This is a genomic window from Ruegeria sp. ABV4_181 (assembly GCF_056158465.1).
In genome coordinates, this window is the sequence record NZ_JBSWTI010000002.1 from 1,313,488 (window position 1) to 1,329,743 (window position 16,256).

Annotated in this window: 20 protein-coding genes and 1 tRNA gene; 17 read left to right on the forward strand and 4 right to left on the reverse strand. The window is 60.4% G+C overall.

What is annotated here, in order from left to right; all coding sequences use genetic code 11:
• The first annotated feature begins 29 nt into the window (after positions 1 to 29).
• Genes ACXAC3_RS06560 through ACXAC3_RS06575 form a run of 4 tightly spaced genes read left to right on the forward strand, consistent with a single transcriptional unit; the run spans position 30 to position 1,958 of the window.
• Positions 30 to 509: a UPF0262 family protein gene (locus ACXAC3_RS06560; protein ID WP_475158013.1), complete on the forward strand. Its 480-nt coding sequence runs from the start codon at positions 30 to 32 to the stop codon at positions 507 to 509.
• A gap of 3 nt (positions 510 to 512) precedes the next feature.
• Entirely contained in the window at positions 513 to 965 is a 453-nt protein-coding gene (locus tag ACXAC3_RS06565; RefSeq protein ID WP_475158015.1) for an arsenate-mycothiol transferase ArsC, read from the forward strand.
• Positions 966 to 967: 2 nt separating this feature from the next.
• Positions 968 to 1,366: a ketosteroid isomerase-related protein gene (locus tag ACXAC3_RS06570; protein WP_475158017.1), complete on the forward strand. Its 399-nt coding sequence runs from the start codon at positions 968 to 970 to the stop codon at positions 1,364 to 1,366.
• Positions 1,359 to 1,958: a GNAT family N-acetyltransferase gene (locus ACXAC3_RS06575; RefSeq protein WP_475158019.1), complete on the forward strand. Its 600-nt coding sequence runs from the start codon at positions 1,359 to 1,361 to the stop codon at positions 1,956 to 1,958. Before ACXAC3_RS06570 ends, ACXAC3_RS06575 begins: the two co-directional genes overlap by 8 nt.
• A gap of 22 nt (positions 1,959 to 1,980) precedes the next feature.
• On the opposite strand, the gene ACXAC3_RS06580 is transcribed toward ACXAC3_RS06575, so the two are convergent.
• Positions 1,981 to 2,196, reverse strand: a complete 216-nt coding sequence (locus ACXAC3_RS06580) for a hypothetical protein (RefSeq protein ID WP_475158021.1) — start codon at positions 2,194 to 2,196, stop codon at positions 1,981 to 1,983.
• Between the two features lie 149 nt (positions 2,197 to 2,345).
• On the opposite strand from ACXAC3_RS06580, the gene ACXAC3_RS06585 reads away from it, so the two are divergent.
• The 6 genes from ACXAC3_RS06585 to ACXAC3_RS06610 all read left to right on the forward strand — a co-directional run bounded on the left by ACXAC3_RS06585 (position 2,346) and on the right by ACXAC3_RS06610 (position 5,473).
• On the forward strand, positions 2,346 to 3,221 hold the full coding sequence (locus tag ACXAC3_RS06585; RefSeq protein ID WP_475158023.1) for a carbon-nitrogen hydrolase family protein: 876 nt from the start codon (positions 2,346 to 2,348) through the stop codon (positions 3,219 to 3,221).
• 91 nt (positions 3,222 to 3,312) lie between these two features.
• Positions 3,313 to 3,531 (forward strand): translation initiation factor IF-1, encoded by a 219-nt coding sequence (gene infA, locus ACXAC3_RS06590; protein ID WP_005978431.1) that lies wholly within the window; start codon positions 3,313 to 3,315, stop codon positions 3,529 to 3,531.
• Positions 3,532 to 3,542: 11 nt separating this feature from the next.
• Positions 3,543 to 4,121: a Maf family protein gene (locus ACXAC3_RS06595; RefSeq protein WP_475158026.1), complete on the forward strand. Its 579-nt coding sequence runs from the start codon at positions 3,543 to 3,545 to the stop codon at positions 4,119 to 4,121.
• On the forward strand, positions 4,118 to 5,140 hold the full coding sequence (locus ACXAC3_RS06600; protein WP_475158028.1) for a ribonuclease E/G: 1,023 nt from the start codon (positions 4,118 to 4,120) through the stop codon (positions 5,138 to 5,140). Before ACXAC3_RS06595 ends, ACXAC3_RS06600 begins: the two co-directional genes overlap by 4 nt.
• Positions 5,137 to 5,319, forward strand: a complete 183-nt coding sequence (locus ACXAC3_RS06605) for a DNA gyrase inhibitor YacG (protein ID WP_475158030.1) — start codon at positions 5,137 to 5,139, stop codon at positions 5,317 to 5,319. Before ACXAC3_RS06600 ends, ACXAC3_RS06605 begins: the two co-directional genes overlap by 4 nt.
• 79 nt (positions 5,320 to 5,398) lie before the next feature.
• Positions 5,399 to 5,473 (forward strand) — tRNA-Phe (locus ACXAC3_RS06610).
• A 209-nt stretch (positions 5,474 to 5,682) separates the two neighbouring features.
• Here the strand turns inward: ACXAC3_RS06610 and ACXAC3_RS06615 are convergent.
• Together ACXAC3_RS06615 and ACXAC3_RS06620 are read right to left on the reverse strand one after the other, a co-directional pair.
• The gene (locus ACXAC3_RS06615; RefSeq protein ID WP_475158032.1) at positions 5,683 to 7,050 is read right to left on the reverse strand and encodes a sensor histidine kinase; all 1,368 of its coding nucleotides are present in this window, start codon (positions 7,048 to 7,050) and stop codon (positions 5,683 to 5,685) included.
• Positions 7,047 to 7,715, reverse strand: a complete 669-nt coding sequence (locus ACXAC3_RS06620) for a response regulator transcription factor (RefSeq protein WP_475158034.1) — start codon at positions 7,713 to 7,715, stop codon at positions 7,047 to 7,049. Before ACXAC3_RS06620 ends, ACXAC3_RS06615 begins: the two co-directional genes overlap by 4 nt.
• A gap of 139 nt (positions 7,716 to 7,854) precedes the next feature.
• On the opposite strand from ACXAC3_RS06620, the gene ACXAC3_RS06625 reads away from it, so the two are divergent.
• From ACXAC3_RS06625 to ACXAC3_RS06650, 6 genes are all read left to right on the forward strand, one after another.
• Positions 7,855 to 8,943, forward strand: coding sequence for a tricarboxylate transporter (locus ACXAC3_RS06625; RefSeq protein ID WP_475158035.1), 1,089 nt, complete (start codon positions 7,855 to 7,857; stop codon positions 8,941 to 8,943).
• A 76-nt stretch (positions 8,944 to 9,019) separates the two neighbouring features.
• Positions 9,020 to 11,050 carry a tripartite tricarboxylate transporter permease gene (locus ACXAC3_RS06630; protein WP_475158036.1) on the forward strand — a complete coding sequence of 677 codons (2,031 nt, stop codon included), beginning with the start codon at positions 9,020 to 9,022 and terminating at the stop codon, positions 11,048 to 11,050.
• Positions 11,047 to 12,114, forward strand: coding sequence for an isocitrate/isopropylmalate dehydrogenase family protein (locus ACXAC3_RS06635; protein WP_475158037.1), 1,068 nt, complete (start codon positions 11,047 to 11,049; stop codon positions 12,112 to 12,114). Before ACXAC3_RS06630 ends, ACXAC3_RS06635 begins: the two co-directional genes overlap by 4 nt.
• Positions 12,111 to 13,199 carry a 4-oxalomesaconate tautomerase gene (locus ACXAC3_RS06640; protein ID WP_475158038.1) on the forward strand — a complete coding sequence of 363 codons (1,089 nt, stop codon included), beginning with the start codon at positions 12,111 to 12,113 and terminating at the stop codon, positions 13,197 to 13,199. Before ACXAC3_RS06635 ends, ACXAC3_RS06640 begins: the two co-directional genes overlap by 4 nt.
• Positions 13,200 to 13,251: 52 nt before the next feature.
• The gene (locus ACXAC3_RS06645; RefSeq protein ID WP_475158040.1) at positions 13,252 to 13,488 is read left to right on the forward strand and encodes a hypothetical protein; all 237 of its coding nucleotides are present in this window, start codon (positions 13,252 to 13,254) and stop codon (positions 13,486 to 13,488) included.
• The gene (locus tag ACXAC3_RS06650; RefSeq protein ID WP_475158041.1) at positions 13,485 to 14,465 is read left to right on the forward strand and encodes a D-2-hydroxyacid dehydrogenase family protein; all 981 of its coding nucleotides are present in this window, start codon (positions 13,485 to 13,487) and stop codon (positions 14,463 to 14,465) included. The genes ACXAC3_RS06645 and ACXAC3_RS06650 overlap by 4 nt, the downstream gene beginning before the upstream one ends.
• Here the strand turns inward: ACXAC3_RS06650 and ACXAC3_RS06655 are convergent.
• Complete coding sequence (locus tag ACXAC3_RS06655; RefSeq protein WP_475158042.1) at positions 14,434 to 15,465, reverse strand: AbrB family transcriptional regulator; 1,032 nt, start codon at positions 15,463 to 15,465, stop codon at positions 14,434 to 14,436. The two genes, ACXAC3_RS06650 and ACXAC3_RS06655, sit on opposite strands and share 32 nt — an antisense overlap.
• A gap of 110 nt (positions 15,466 to 15,575) precedes the next feature.
• Between ACXAC3_RS06655 and ACXAC3_RS06660 the strand changes: the two genes are divergently transcribed.
• Positions 15,576 to 16,253: a GntR family transcriptional regulator gene (locus ACXAC3_RS06660; protein ID WP_475158043.1), complete on the forward strand. Its 678-nt coding sequence runs from the start codon at positions 15,576 to 15,578 to the stop codon at positions 16,251 to 16,253.
• Positions 16,254 to 16,256: the final 3 nt, after the last annotated feature.

Here is a 16,256-nt window from a genome sequence, read left to right on the forward strand (position 1 = left end):
CTGTGCTGACCTGAACGGACCAGACACCAATGACCCGCATTTCGCATATCGAACTGGACGACCGAAACCTGCCGCCGCCGACCCCCGAGATCGAGCAGGAGCGCAAGGTTGCGATCTATGATCTGCTTGAGGATAACCGCTTTGCGCTGCCCAAGCGCGACGACCGGGTGGTGCCGGATGGCCCCTATCACGTCCAGCTATCGATCCGCGACAAACGGCTGGTCTTCGACATCGCCACCGAGGCCGAGGAAAAAGCGGCCGAATTTCACCTTTCTCTGGGTCCTTTCCGGCAGGTGGTCAAAGACTATTTTCAGATCTGCGAAAGCTATTTCGACGCGGTGAAATCCCTGCCGCCCAGCCAGATCGAAACCATCGACATGGCCCGGCGCGGCATCCACAACGAAGGCAGCCGGGTGTTACAGGAGCGGCTGGAAGGGAAGGCCGACATCGACACCGACACCGCCCGCCGCCTGTTCACGCTGATCTGCGTGCTGCATTTCGGGGGGTGACGGGTGAAGCCTCTGCCGCAGTCGGTCCTGTTTTGTTGCGACCACAACTCGGTTCGGTCCCCGATGGCCGAAGGCATCATGAAGAAATTCTACGGTACCGGCACTTATGTCCAATCCGCCGGTGTGCATAACGACCTTGAGATTGACGGCTTTTGCATTGCGGCCTGTCATGAGATCGGTGTCGAACTTTCGCGCCACCGGTCACGCTCGTTCGACGAGATGCAGGAATGGGGCGACGACCTCAGCTCGTTCGACCTGATCGTGGCCCTGTCGCCGGCCAGTCAGCGCCGCGCGCTGGAACTGACCCGGATTTTTCATCTCGATGTCGATTATTGGCCAATAATGGACCCTACCGGACTGGGCGAAAGCCGCGAAGAAAAGCTACATCACTACCGACAGACCCGCGATCAGATCATCCAGCATCTGACAGAGCGCTGGGGCGAACCAACGGAGTGATCATGAACCAGACCGTCAAAACCTATTTCGATGCTTTCAATGCCGGGGATGTGGACGGCATGCTGGCCTGCCTGTCCGATGACGTCGCCCATCACGTGAACGAGGGGCAGATTCGCGTCGGCAAGGACAAATTCGCGGCCTTCAGTGCCCACATGAACCGCTGCTATCGCGAGAATCTGACCGATATCGTGGTATTCGAGGCTGAGGGCGGCACACGTGCGGCGGCCGAGTTTATCGTGAACGGCACCTATCTGGAAACGGATGAGGGCCTACCGGATGCGCGCGGCCAGACCTATCGCCTGCCTGCGGGGTCGTTCTTTGACCTGAAAGACGGCAAGATCACCTGCGTCACCACGTTCTACAACCTCGCCGACTGGACCAAACAGGTGGCAGGTGGCTGAGGTCACCGACATCCGCGCCCTGACCGGCGCGGCGCTGGAGACCGCGCTGGACGATGTCGCGCGCCTGCGGATCGAGGTGTTTCGGGCCTGGCCCTATCTCTATGACGGCGATCTGGCCTACGAGCGGAAGTACCTGCAATCCTACCGAGACAGCGACAAGGCGATTGTCGTGGGCGCATTTGACGGCGAAGACCTGGTTGGCGCATCGACCGGGGCGCCACTGACAGACCATGCCGATGATTTTGCCGCCGCCTTCGACGGCACCGGTCTGGATCTGTCGGACATCTTCTATTGCGCCGAATCCGTTTTGCTGCCGGATTATCGCGGGCAGGGAGTCGGCCACAAATTCTTTGACCTGCGCGAAGCTCATGCTCTTGCGTCAGGCTTCACCAAATGCGCTTTCTGCGGCGTTCAGCGCCCTGCGGATCACCCGATGCGGCCCCGCAACTACCGGCCTCTGGACGCCTTCTGGCGCGCGCGCGGATATGAGCCACTGCCCGGCGTCATCGCCCAATTCTCGTGGAAGGACATCGGGGACGAGGCCGAGACGCTGAAGCCTTTGCAGTTTTGGATCAGGGATCTGTCAGCGTAATTGCGACGGTGGTTTCTGCGTATCAAGCCTGACGTTTGCGACTGAGAAGGCCGTATTTCACAGCCCACGCCCTGAACGATCGGCGCTTCCGCTTTTCCTGCTTCAGTGCCGTTTTCGTTTGTGCACCACTTTTTCGGTTGAATTCGAACACGTCGATGATGCGCTCGGCACAGCCGCAGGCTTCGCCCATGCCAACTTTGGCGAAATAGAACTTTTCGAAGCTTTCCCGGTTCTGCATGGTGGTCCTCCAGTTCCTATTGAACCAAATCAGGCGTTGTATGCCAACTCACATTCCCGTCTTCGCGTCACGGGGCGAAAAAGGCGGCTGTACACTTCAAGACATCCTCAATTAGTGTCTCGCCAAACCAGTGCTGAAGGATCCGCCCGATGAGAGTCGCAACTGCCGCATATGATCTCAACTGGCTCGACAGCTGGGCGCAGTATGAGGACAAGCTGGACCATTGGGTTTCGGATGCCGCGGGGCAGGGGGCCGAGCTACTGGTTTTTCCCGAATACGGTGCGATGGAATTATCGACGCTGGATGGGGCGGAGGTGGCCGGAGATCTGGAGCGTTCGATCCGAGCGGTTTCGGATCGGATGGAGGATGTGCAGACCCTGCATCAGCGCCTCGCACGGGAATACAAGACCTACATTCTGGGTGCATCGGCCCCGGTTGCGGAAGGGTCGGGGCGTCCGGTAAACCGGGCTGCGTTTTATGCCCCGGACGGTGGACAGGATCATCAGGACAAACAGATCATGACCCGGTTCGAGCGTGAAAACTGGGATATTGCCCCCGGCGGCCCGCTTAAGCTTTTCGATACGGCCCTGGGGAAGATCGGTGTTCTGATCTGCTATGACAGCGAGTTTCCCCTGCTGGGGCGCGCCTTGCAGGAGGCCGATCTGATCCTCGTCCCTTCTTGCACCGAAGCGCTCTCGGGATATTGGCGGGTCCGCATCGGGGCGATGTCGCGTGCGCTGGAAAATCAGTGCGTTACGGTAATGGCGTCACTGGTCGGCAGCAACGACTGGTCCGAGGCGGTGGATATGAACACCGGGACCGGCGGCGTCTTTGGCCCGCCCGACAAAGGGTTCCCACCGACCGGAGTTCTGGCAGAAGGCGCTCTGAACCAGCCCGGATGGACGTATGCAGATGTCGACCTGTCGGCCATCGCCGGGGTCCGCGCCGATGGTCATGTGCTGAACCGAACCCATTGGGAGGAGCAAACTCCCAGAGCCAATTCAGTCACAATATCCTCTCTTTAGGTGATTCTGGCCTTGAAATAAGGCGAAAATAGGCTCATTTAAGCCCACATCCCCGCAGATTCTGCGGGTGCAACGTAATGATGGAGACAACATGGCCAAGGAAGATACGCTCGAATTTCCCGGTGTCGTGAAGGAACTCCTGCCTAATGCGACGTTTCGGGTCGAGCTGGAAAACGGCCATGAGATCATCGCACATACGGCAGGCAAGATGCGCAAGAACCGCATCCGTGTTCTGGCCGGCGACAAGGTTCAGGTCGAGATGACCCCCTATGATCTGACCAAGGGTCGGATCAACTACCGCTTCAAGTAACGCCTGCCGCAATGGCGTTTATCTTAGGATCGGGCAGCCCAAGGCGGCTGGACCTGCTGGCTCAGCTTGGCGTGCAGCCCGATGCCATCCGTGCCCCCGATATCGACGAAACGCCCCTGAAAGGCGAATTGCCGGTTCCCTATTGCCACCGCATCACGCGTTCAAAAGTGCAGGCGGTTCAGGCAGATGACGATGACGTCACCCTGTGTGCCGATACCACCGTTGCGTTGGGTCGGCGCATACTGGGCAAGCCGGCGGATGTAAGTCAGGCGGCCGAATTCCTGCATGCCCTGTCCGGCCGGCGGCACCGCGTGATCACTTCGGTGGCCGTGCGGCGCGGGGACCGGGTGTTGCAACGCGATGTGGTGTCTCAGGTCAAGGTCAAACGGTTGTCGGACGTTGAGATCAACGCCTATCTTGCGACCGGTGACTGGCAGGGCAAAGCCGGCGCCTACGCAATTCAGGGACCGGCCGGGGCATTCATCCCGTGGATTTCCGGGTCTTTTACCGGAATTGTCGGCCTTCCTTTGTCCGAAACCGCCGCCCTGTTGCAGGGCATCGGTTTCCCCCTGTATCGTGAGGCACCATGAAGGGTCGCACCATCGTTCTGGATCACATCGACAACCGCGAAGCAGCGGCGCTGATGGTCGATGGCAGGCTGGACGATTTCCTGATCGCCGGAGACGCCCCGGCCCCCGGCACAATCTATCGCGCCCGCGCCGAACGTCCGGTCAAAGGGCAGGGCGGCATGTTCCTGACCACACCCGATGGCCCGGCATTTCTGAGGCAGGTCAAGGGACTGGCACCCGGAGCGCCAATGCTGGTGCAGGTGACGGGTTATGCCGAACCGGGCAAGGCGCTGCCTGTGACCGACCGCATCCTGTTCAAGAGCCGTTATGCCATCGTCACGCCGGGCGCGCCCGGTCTGAATGTCTCGCGCAGTATCCGGGACGAGGATGAACGCGACCGGCTGCTGGAGATTGCCCATGACTGCATGGACGGCAGTAAATATGGTCTGATCCTCCGGTCCTGCTGTCAGGGTGAAGATTCCGCTGAAATTGCGGAAGATATCAGTGCGATGCTGGCTCATGCAGAACAGGTGCTGCACGACCCGGGGATCGAGCCGGAACGGCTGCTTGAAGGCGACGCCCCGCATGTTCTGGCCTGGCGCGACTGGACGGATCCCGCCGAGGTTGTCACGCAGGCCGGCGGTTTTGAAACGCATGGCGTGCTGGACGCGCTTGACGTCGCACGAGGGATCTCCGAACCCTTGCCCGGGGGCGGTCACCTGTTCATCCAGCCTACCCGTGCCCTGGTGGCCGTAGACGTAAACACCGGTGCGGATACCTCGCTGGCGGCCGGAACAAAAACAAACTTCGCCTGCGCCAAAGCGCTGGCCCGCGCCCTGCGCGTTCGCGGTCTCGGCGGCCAGATCACGCTGGATCTTGCGCCCATGCCGAAGAAAGACCGCCGCGGGTTCGAGTCGGCCTTGCGCGCTGCATTTAAGGCGGATTCTGTCGAGACAACTCTGGCTGGCTGGACGCCGCTGGGTCACTATGAACTGCAACGCAAACGGGGCCGGATTCCCCTGGCGGAGGTGCTGAAATGAGCTGCCCGATCTGCGGTGAAGATACGGTGACCAAGTTTCGCCCCTTCTGTTCCGGACGCTGCGCCGACATAGATCTGGCCAAATGGCTGAACGGGTCTTACGCAGTCCCGTCGCAGCGCGAAGAGGACCTCGAAACGGAAGTTTCCGAAACCGAGGGAAGTCCGCAGCGGCCGCACTGAAAAAATGTCAAAAAGCCTCTGGACACTGCCTGTGGCAAGTCATAGAAGGCCTCCACCCAACGGCAAAAGCCGTTCCCGTGCCCGGGTAGCTCAGGGGTAGAGCAGTGGATTGAAAATCCTCGTGTCGGTGGTTCGATTCCGCCCCCGGGCACCACTCCCAACAGCTAAGCTATTGTTTCCCTTCAACTTCAACTGAAGCTGACCAGAGGCGTAGTACGTGTCGGAGTAATTGAGGACATTTTAGCTTAACTTGCTCTAAGTATCCCATTTCTTATCTAATTTTTGCGCTCTCGCATGTCCTTCACACGGGCGGACTCCCAATACAAGCTTGTCAATCGCAGATCCCCGCTGCACCTCATCAAATCAGCCGTCGCAAGGCAGGGAGAGTGTCAGGCTTGCGCCGTTTTCAACTTTGTCGATCGAGATTTGTCCGTTGTGGCGTTGGGCGACGGCCTGGACGATGGACAGGCCGAGGCCGCTGCCGGCGGAGTGGTCCAGTTGTGAGAAACGGCCAAATGCCTTTTCGCTCTGCTCCGGGGCAAGGCCTTTGCCGTCGTCTTTCACCGTGACTGCAATCGTTCCGGGATCGCAGGTCAGGGTCACTGAAATCAGGCTAATGTCCTTCCCGCCATGTTTCAGGGCATTGTCCAGCAGGTTCTTGATCGCTTCGCCCAGAAAGACACGGTCACCAGACACGGGAACCGGGAAGTCGGGCATCGCAACGTCAAATTCCACCCCTTTGGCAAGGATCTGAACCCCCATGTCCGTGCAGGCCTCTTCGACGACGTTGCGAAAATCGATAACCTCAAACTGATCCTGCTGTGACGGTTGTCTGAGGCGTTCAAGGGACAACAGTTGTTCCGCCACGGACGCTGAATTTCTTGCGGCGGTCACAAGCTCGGAAATGCGTTTGTCTTTATCGCCTTCTGTTTTTGCGTCCTGAAGAGCCTCGGCCATCGACTGAACGGCCGCCGCCGGGTTTCGCAATTGATGCGCCGCCTCTGAAATAAAGGTCTGATGGGCGCTGATGCTGCGTTCCACCTGTCCGAACAGCCGGTTCAGGGTTTGCACGACCCCCAGAACTTCGACCGGGACAGGCCGTTTGATTTGGCTGAGGTCGTCGGGCGACCGCAGATCGATTGCATCCTGCAAGTCCAGCAAGGGTCGAAGCCCGCGTTCGACACCAAACCAGACCACAAGTGCAAGCGTCGCCAGCAGAACCCCCATGAGTATGGCCGCCCTGACCGACAACTGATTGGCAAACGCATTGCGGTCTGCCAGCAATTGCCAGGCGGTGACCGTGGCATCCCCGATCAGATTGTCCAGGGCAACCCTCTCGGTCATTTTGAGCACGCGAACCGGTTCACCGCGATAGATCGCCTCGAAGAAATGCGGTTTATAGGGGTCGCGATCGCCCGACGCACCCGGAGCGGGCGGATAGGCATATCCGGTCACGTAAAACCCGCCGGGACCGGTCACGTGGTAGAAAATCTCGCCTCCGGAGGCATCCCGGATCAGGTTTCGCGTCGATGGCAAAAGCGCGTCGCCGTCCGAGATGGCGACATCGCGGGAAATTGCAAGGCCCGCAGAGAGCAGGCTGTCGTCGAACAACTCCTGGGCGGTGCGCTGAGCCACGGTAATCCGCCAGTAACCCAGCAGGACCGCGATCAGCACCAGGGGCGTCAGGATCAAAAGAAACAGTCTGAGCCTGAGCGACCGACGCTGGATCACTTGTGCACCTCCAGCAAATACCCCAGGCCCCGGGCGGTTTTGATCCTGATACCCAGATCCTGCAACCGCTTGCGTAACCGCGAAACATGGGGCTCAACGGCTGAATCCTCGACATCTGCCCCCACGCCGTAGACATAATCCGTCAGCTGGCTTTTGGGGACGATCCGCCCCCGTCGCTCCAGCAGGCATTCCAGAACCGCCATTTCGCGGCGCGGCACGTCCAGAACCTTGCCGCGCACGCTGACCTGTCGGGCGGTGCGGTCGAATTCCAGCCCGCCGATGGACTCACGCGCGCCGTAATCCAGCTGTTTGCGGCGGGACAGCGCCCGGATGCGCGCCTCCAATTCGTCCATCTCGAACGGTTTGACCAGATAATCGTCGGCCCCCATGTCCAGGCCGGTAACCCTGTCGCTGGTTTCCGAACGCGCGGTCAACAAAATGACCGGCACCCCGTCACCGCGCTGGCGCAGCGACTGCAGAATCTCAAGCCCCGAGCGGCCGGGAAGATTAATGTCCAGTACGACAAGGTCCGCGCCTTCCTGCTCCAGATACAGCTCCGCGGCCTCACCGTCATACAGAATGTCGGCCGCATGGCCCCGGTCGCGCAACCGGTAGGCAATGGCGTTGGCGAGGGTTTCGTTGTCCTCGACGATGACAATCCGCATCCGGGCTCCTGCAAGTTTCGCGCAAGGTTGGTCCCTCATGATTGCCAGATGGGAGGGGGAATCAACCCCACAGTTCTATTTGCGATCGCGGTGGCGGATGAAGTGCCGTCGTGGTTGTCTGGTCAACAGGGAGGAACCAATGACCATTTCCAGCTTTACCCGCCGCGCCGTCGTGGGGCTGATTGCCGCCACCGGTCTGGCCGCGCCCGTTGCAGCCGAAGTTGATTTTTCGGGCAAGACCGTTGAATGGGTCATTCCGTTTTCGGAAACTGGCGGGTCGGCCAAATGGGCCAACTTCTTTGCGCCGCTTCTGTCCGAGGCTCTGCCGGGTCAGCCGACCGTCGTGGTAAAGTTCATGCCGGGCGCGGGTTCGACCAAGGGCGCCAACTGGTTTCAGGAGCAAAAACATGACGACGGAACGTTGCTGTTCGGCACATCCGGCTCGACCCAGTTTCCCTACCTGCTGAGCGATCCCCGTGTACGCTATGAATATAATGACTGGATTCCGGTCATGGCGTCGGGCACCGGTGGCGTGGCCTATCTGAATGCCGAGGATGGCGCTAAGTTCGACGGGTCCGCGAACGCGCTTAAGGACACCAGCTTTATCTATGGCTCTCAGGGCGCGACGCGCCTTGATCTGGTTCCGCTGCTGGCCTGGCAGATGCTGGGCATGAATGTTGAACCGGTGTTCGGCATCAAGGGGCGCGGCGATGGCCGCCTGATGTTCGAGCGTGGCGAAGCCAATATCGATTACCAGACCTCTTCAGGGTATCTGGGTGGCTCGACAGACCTAGTGGACGCTGGTCAGGCGGTTCCGATGATGACCTGGGGTGCCTTGGACGCGGATGGCAACATTGTGCGTGATCCGACGTTCCCCGATATCCCGACCTTCAAGGAAGTGTGCGAAGCGACGGATGGCTGCGAAACCAGCGGTGAGGCCTGGGACGCGTGGAAAGCGTTCTTTGTCGCAGGCTTCCCGGTTCAGAAGCTCGCATTCCTGCCTGGCGACACGCCGCAAGAGGTTGTCGATGCCTACACTACAGCCTTCCAGGCGGTGACTGAACGTGGTGATTTCGCTGATATTTCGTCAAAGCGCGTCGGCAAATACCCGGTCTTCGTTGGCGACGGGTCCAAGGCGGCGTTGCAAACGGCAACCAGCGTCGATGACAATGCCAAGGCATATGTTCTGAACTGGCTCAAAGAAGCCTACGGTGTCGAGCTGAACTAAGCCGACCTCTCACAGCGCGCCCCTGAAGACGGGGCGCGTTTTTTTCACACAAGAACAACAATGAAAGGCGGCCGCTATGGAGGTTTTCGCCACCGCTCTTCCCGCGCTTGGTGATGCGTGGAGTCTGATCCTGCAACCTGTCGTTCTGGGCTACCTTGTCCTTGGCGTTGTCATGGGGCTGGCCGTCGGTGTCTTTCCCGGGCTGGGCGGTATCGCCGGGCTGTCGCTGTTGCTGCCTTTCATGTTCGGGATGGACCCGATCCTGGGTCTGGCCCTTATGATCGGGATGGTCGCTGTTGTTCCAACTTCCGATACGTTCGCGTCGGTCCTCATGGGCATCCCCGGAAGTTCGGCCTCGCAGGCGACTGTGCTGGACGGTTTTCCGATGGCCAAGAATGGCGAGGCGGCGCGGGCATTGTCCGCCGCTTTTGCCTCATCCCTGTTCGGCGGTCTGGTTGGCGCGACCTTCCTGACAATGTTCATTCTGGTCGCCCGGCCCATCGTTCTGGCCTTCGGTCTGCCCGAAATGCTGATGATCACCATCCTTGGCCTGTCCATGGTCGCCATTCTGGCCGGGCGCATCCCGTTGAAGGGCGTGGCCGCCGCTGGCCTTGGCCTGATGGTCGGCACCATTGGCGAGGCGGATGCGGGCGGGTCGTTGCGCATGGCCACCTATGACATTCCCTATCTGACGGATGGCCTGAAGCTGGTTATCGTCGGTCTGGGCATCTTTGCGGTGCCCGAGATCGTCTCGCTGCTGCGGCAGGACCGGTCCATCGCCAAAGGGGCCTCGCTGGGGGCCGGGTGGATGGATGGTGTTCGGGATTGGTTCGCCAATATCTGGCTGTCGGTCCGGTGCTCGATCATCGGCGTTGTTGTCGGTGTTATTCCCGGTCTGGGCGGCTCGGTCGTGGACTGGATCGCCTATGGCCACACCGTCCAGTCGACCAAGGACAAAAGCAAGTTCGGCAGCGGCGAAGTGCGCGGCGTCATCGGCCCGGAAAGTTCGAACAATGCGAAGGAAGGCGGTGGGCTTGTGCCGACCCTGCTCTTCGGCATCCCCGGGTCAGGGTCGATGGCAATCTTCATCGGTGCGGTCGCATTGCTGGGATCGGGGGATATCGAGGTGGGTCCGAGCATGCTCCAGGACAACCTCGACATCACCTATTCGATCGTGTGGCTGCTGGCGCTGGCCAATGTGGCGGGCACCATCCTGTGTATCGCGGCGTCGGGCGGTATTGCCAAGCTTACGACAATCCGCTTCACTTATCTTGCGCCGTTCCTGTTCATGCTGATCAGCTTTGCGGCGTTCCAGTCGGGTCAGAATTTCGAAGACCTGCTGGCCTTGTTCGCCATCGGTCTGATCGGCATCTTCCTGCGCCGGTTCGACTGGTCGCGCCCGGCCTTTCTGATTGGTTTCGTGCTGTCCAACCCGGTCGAGAAGTTCACCAACCAGGCGTTCCAGATCGCCTCCTTCCGGTTCCGCAAGAGCTTTGGCGAGGGCATGGAGTATGTCTTCAGCCCCATCGTGATCGTGCTGATCGTGGTCACGATCGTATCGGTCATTCTGGGTATTCGTCAGGCCAGGATGATCATGGCCGAAGGGGACGTGCAGGCAGGAACCAAGCGGGCGCCCCTGGTCTTCCTGCTGGTCATCATGGCCTATCTGATCGTCGCTCTGGTCAATGCCAATATGATCCCCGACTACAACATGACCGACAAGATCATCCCGCTGGTGATCGGTGGCGTCTCGCTGTTCTGTTGCGTGATCCTTCTGTTCCAGATGATGCGGCGGTCCGAGGGTGACGCGATCTTCGCGGATAAGGAAGTTGCCGGAGAGGACGCCAGCGCGCCGCATGGCCTCTGGTCGACACTGGCATGGTTTGCAGCGCTGATTGCGACCACCTGGTTTGTTGGGTTCATCCTTGCGCTGATCGGGTTTCTGATCACCTTCTTCCGCGTTCGTGCGGGGTCGAGCTGGCAGATGACACTGCTTCTGACCGCCTGCGGTATCGGTTTCATGTGCCTCATGGCGGGTGCCCTGAACCGAGACTTTCCGCCCGGCCTGTTGCAGGACATGGTCGATCTGCCCTGGCCATTGAAATGAACAGCCCCCTGAAGCTGCTCTGCCTCGAAGGCGACGGCATCGGACCAGAGATTATGGCTGCAACGCTGGCGGTCTTGCAGGCCGCCAGACCGGCGCTGACACGGGACATTCGGATCCTGCGCCGGGATATCGGCTTTGCGGCGCTGGCGGCGGATGGGTCAACCATCCCGCTATCCGTGATCGACGCCGCGAAGGCGGCCGATGGTGTGATCCTCGGCCCGGTCTCGCACAACGCATACCCTCCGGCAGAGCAGGGCGGGCGCAACCCGTCGGGGGTTTTGCGCAAGGAACTGGACTTGTTTGCCAATCACCGCCCGGCCAGAACATGGCCGGGGTTGGATGCGCCGTCTCGCAAAGCCTTCGATCTCGTCGTGATGCGCGAAAACCTTGAAGGGTTCTATGCCGATCGCAACATGTTTGCGGGTGGTGGGGAGTTCATGCCTGAGCCGGACGTTGCGCTGGCATTTCGCAAAGTCACCCGCGCCGCCAGCCTTGACATCGCGCGCGCGGGATTTGAACTGGCCACCGCCCGCCCCGCCAGACATGTGACCGTCATTCACAAGGCAAATGTTATGCGTATGACGGACGGGCTATTTCTGGATTGCACCCGGGCGGTTGCAAAGGAATACCCCTTTGTCACCTATGACGAGATGCTGGTGGATGCGGCGGCAGCTCACTTGGTCAGGGACCCGTCGCGGTTTGATGTGCTGATCACCACCAACATGTTCGGCGACATCCTCAGCGACCTTGCGTCGGAACTGGCCGGGGGGTTGGGGCTGGCCGGATCTCTCAATTTCGGCTCGCGCCATGCGGTCGCGCAGGCCCAGCACGGTTCGGCCCCGGACATTGCGGGCAAGGACATGGCGAATCCCATCTCGCTTGTTTTGTCGGTGGAAATGCTGCTGCGGCATCTTGGTGAGGGCGCCGCCGCTGACCTGATCCGCGCCTCTGTTGGGGCTGTTCTGGCTTTGCCTGAAACGCGGACACGCGATCTTCAGGGGGCGCTTGGCACGCGTGAATTCACCGAAGTTCTCACGAAACACGTCGAGGAGGGCGCAGGATGACCCAAACCGCAATCCCCTATATCTTCATGCGCGGCGGCACCTCGCGGGGGCCCTATTTCCGCAGATCCGATCTGCCGGATGACCTGGACACGCTGGCCCAGGTCCTGATTGCTGCGGTCGGGGCCGGGCATCCGCTTAACATTGACGGAATCGGAGGCGGCGCTGCGGTTACCACCAAGGTTGCGATGCTGTCGGCCAGCAAGGATGGATGGGCGGATATCGACTATTTCTTTGCGCAAGTCTCGGTGGAAGAAAAGCTGGTCGATTTTAAACCCACCTGTGGGAATATCCTCTCCGGCGTTGGCCCGGCGGCAATTGAAATGGGCTTGATCAAGCCAGAGGGTGACGAGACCGAGATCCGCATTCGTGCCGTCAACACAGGGGCGCAGGTGGTTGCCAGGGTGCAGACACCCGGCGGTCAACTGACTTATGAGGGCGGGACGGAAATCGCCGGTGTGCCGGGCCACGCAGCGCCGGTTCAACTGAGTTTCATGGGTGTTGTCGGATCGTCCACGGGTGCGTTCCTGCCCACCGGCAATCTGCGCGATTCGGTACAGGGGATCGAATTGACCTGCATGGACGTCGCAATGCCCATGGCCATCGCCCGCGCTGCGGACTTTGGCCTGACAGGTTATGAAAGCGCCGAGGAACTGGACGCCAACCGCGCCTTTTTTGACCGGATGGAGGCCGTTCGGATCGAGGCTGGTCAATTGATGGGGATGGGCGATGTCACCCAGTCCGTAACCCCGAAATTCGGGCTTCTGGCGGCAGCAAGGGAGGGCGGAACCGTAGCTGTCCGGTATTTCATGCCCTGGAAGACCCACCCGACGATGGCTGTCACCGGAGCGCAATGTATGGCCTCTTGCGCGTTGACGCCTGGCACCGTCGCGGACGGGTTGCTAAAGCGTGCCGAGACCGGGCCTGCCGAGGTGGTCTTGGAGCATGCATCAGGCAAGATCGACGTTCTGGTCGATTTCTCGACCAGGGATGGTTTTGCGCTGAACTCGGCTGGTCTGGTGCGCACCGCGCGCAAGCTGGCCGATGGTCACATCTACGTGCCGCAGGACGTGTGGCAGGGGCATTGATCGCGTGATGAGCAAATGGTATACTGTAGTATACAATTTGTGAGGTGTGAAAATGTCCGACTATACTGAATGCCTCGATATCGCGCGGCAGGAACTCAGGCTTGCACAGGCAGCGCTCCGGCGGGACATGGCGGATTACCCGACGCCAATTGCGGGTTGCGACGAGCAATTCAATCATCTGCTGGACCAAAGCGAGCGAATCCGAAATGCGCTGGCCGCTCTCGACGCTCCGCATTTTGTACCGACGCCACGAAAGCTGGAAACCGGGTTGGGTATTGAAAGCCGATGAACGTTCACATACTGGACGACTGGTTTGACACGCTGCGCGGTTTGCCTTGCTTTGCAAAACTGGCCGCCCATGACGTGACGGTCTGGACAGATCATGTCGAGGATACCGATACGCTTGCCGCGCGGTTGCAGGATGCCGAAGTGCTGGTCCTGTTTCGCGAGCGTACGAAGATCACCCGAGAGTTGCTGGACCGGTTGCCGCGCCTTCGATTGATCAGCCAGCGCAGCGTATACCCGCATGTCGATGTGCAGGCATGTTCCGACCACGGCGTTTTGTTGTGCTCGAATATGCATGGCGGCACGCCTTCTTACGCCGCTGCCGAACTGACCTGGGCGTTGATCATGACCGGAATGCGGGACTTGCCCGCCCAGATGGCGTCGGTAAAGGCCGGGCGCTGGCAGGCAGGTGTGGGCAAAACCCTGCGCGGGCGCAGGCTGGGGCTGTACGGGTACGGGCGTATCGCCCGTGCCGTCGCCGGCTATGCCGACGCCTTCGGAATGAACGTTGTCTGGTGGTCCTCGGAAGAGGGGCGCGCGCGGGCGCGGGCCGACGGGGCCACTGTCGCGACCAGCCGCGAGGCGTTCTTTGCCGGCAGTGATGTGGTGTCGGTTCACGTTCGTCTCAAACCGGACACCCTGGGCATCATAACCGCAGACGACTTCGCGGTGATGCAGCCGGGCTCGGTGTTCGTGAATACATCACGGGCGGGGCTTATTGCGCCGGGCGCCTTGTTGGAAGGGCTCAATAACGGCCGGCCCGGAAAGGCCGCGATCGACGTATTCGATACCGAACCGCTGACCGACGTCGCGGACCCGCTGCTTTCGCATCCCAACCTGATCGCAACCCCCCATATCGGTTTCGTCACCGAGGACGAGTTCGATCTGCAGTTCGCGGACATTTTCGATCAGGTGAACGCCTATGCGGACGGCGCACCGTTCCACATGATCAATCCCGGCGTTTGGACCAGCGCGCAATAAGACCGGCGGCGATCGGAGCGCCGATGATCACCAGAACGATCCGGGTCAGGTGGTGGGTGATCACAAAGCCCAGATCGGCGCCCGAAACGATCGCCAGAACAGTCATTTCCGCCTGTCCGCCCGGGGCAAAGGCCAGAAAAGCCTCGACCGGGTGGCCCAGGCCAAGAGTTGTGACAATGGCGGTGAAGCCTGCCGCGAGAATGGCGAGGATAACTACATAAGTGACCCCGGCGGCAACGACGCGACGAAGTTCGCTCCAGGTCACACCGACGAATTGCACGCCGATCCCGCAACCGATGAAGAACTGCGCCGCAAGAATGGCCTCGCGGGGCGGGCGGGAATGGATGATATCCCCCAACGAAAGTGCCGCCGTCAGGATCAGCGGGCCCAGAATTGACGCTCCGAAGAGGCCAAGTCTCTCACCGCCTTTCCAGCCGACAAGGGCGGCTATGGCCATCAGTAATAGCTCGTGAACGGGAAGATCGGCGGCGGGTTGTCCAATGGGATTGGTCAACTGGGCGTCATAAAGCACCGTCAGAAATATGGGGGCCAGCGTTACGATTATCAGAACGCGTGTTCCGTGCACCAAAGACAAGGTGCGCGGGTCGGCACCGGCCTCGGTGCCGAAGACAATCATGTCCTGCAACCCGCCGGGCATGGCCGCGTAAAAAGCGGTCTTGTCGTCGAACCCCCACACTTTGCGAAAAAACGGCACTCCGACAAGCGCGATCAGGATGATGAAGAACGGGATCAGCATGACCGACCCCGCCATCTTAGGAAGCTGGGAAAACAGGACCGGCGTAATCGCGGCGCCGACGGCGACCCCAAGGATCGTTCGGGCCGCAACCGAGACCTGACCAAACCCTTTGAGCGGAGCTTTCGCAAGGGCCGCAAGCAGACAGGCTGACATCGGACCGAACAGAAAAGGCAGCGGCAGGTTCAACGCCCAAAAGACTGCGGTGCCCAGCACGGCAAGACCAAAGGTAAGTGACCTTTGCATCAGAGGTTTCATCCGTGAATTCGACGCGGGCAAAATACGGGTTCCAGAGCTGTTGACTTGATGTGTATCCAAATGTATACAAATGGACGCAAATTGCAAGCGTGAGTGTTATGAGCCTTCAGGACGACCCGATACAACACGGCCCCCAGGGCAATTCCGCCTATCATCGCCTTTTGGATGAGATCCGCGACGGCAGCCTGTTGCCGGGCGACAGGTTGCGGGAAATCGAACTGTCCGAGCGGCTGGGCGTCAGCAGAACGCCGGTGCGCGAAGCGATCCGGCAGCTTGAGGCCGATGGTCTCGTCACCCATGTCCCGCGACTGGGGGCGACGGTACGCAGTCTCGATTATGCCGAGGTCATGGAACTCTATGAGATGCGCGCCGTGCTTGAAGGCACCGCGGCGCGGCTTGCAGCCCGCGCGGCCTCGGATGTCGAACTGGACGAGCTTGAGGTTCTCAATGACCGTCTGGCCGAAGCTGGCACCGGACCTGACGCGGCGCAGATCAACCGCGTGTTCCACGCCACGCTGCTGGATGCGGCCAAGAACCGTTTTCTTGCGAAATCCATGCATACTCTGCAAAAGGCCCTGCTGATCCTTGGGCCATCGCAATTGCTGGACAGCGACCGGGCAGAGGCGGCCGTTGCCGAGCACCGCCATATCATGGCCGCGTTGAAGGCCCGTGACGGGGATGCGGCCGAGGCGGAAATGCGATCCCATATTCAGGCCGCGCAACGTATGCGTATCCGTGCCTTGCAGGACCGCGACCGCGCCTCTGACCGGACCTGACAG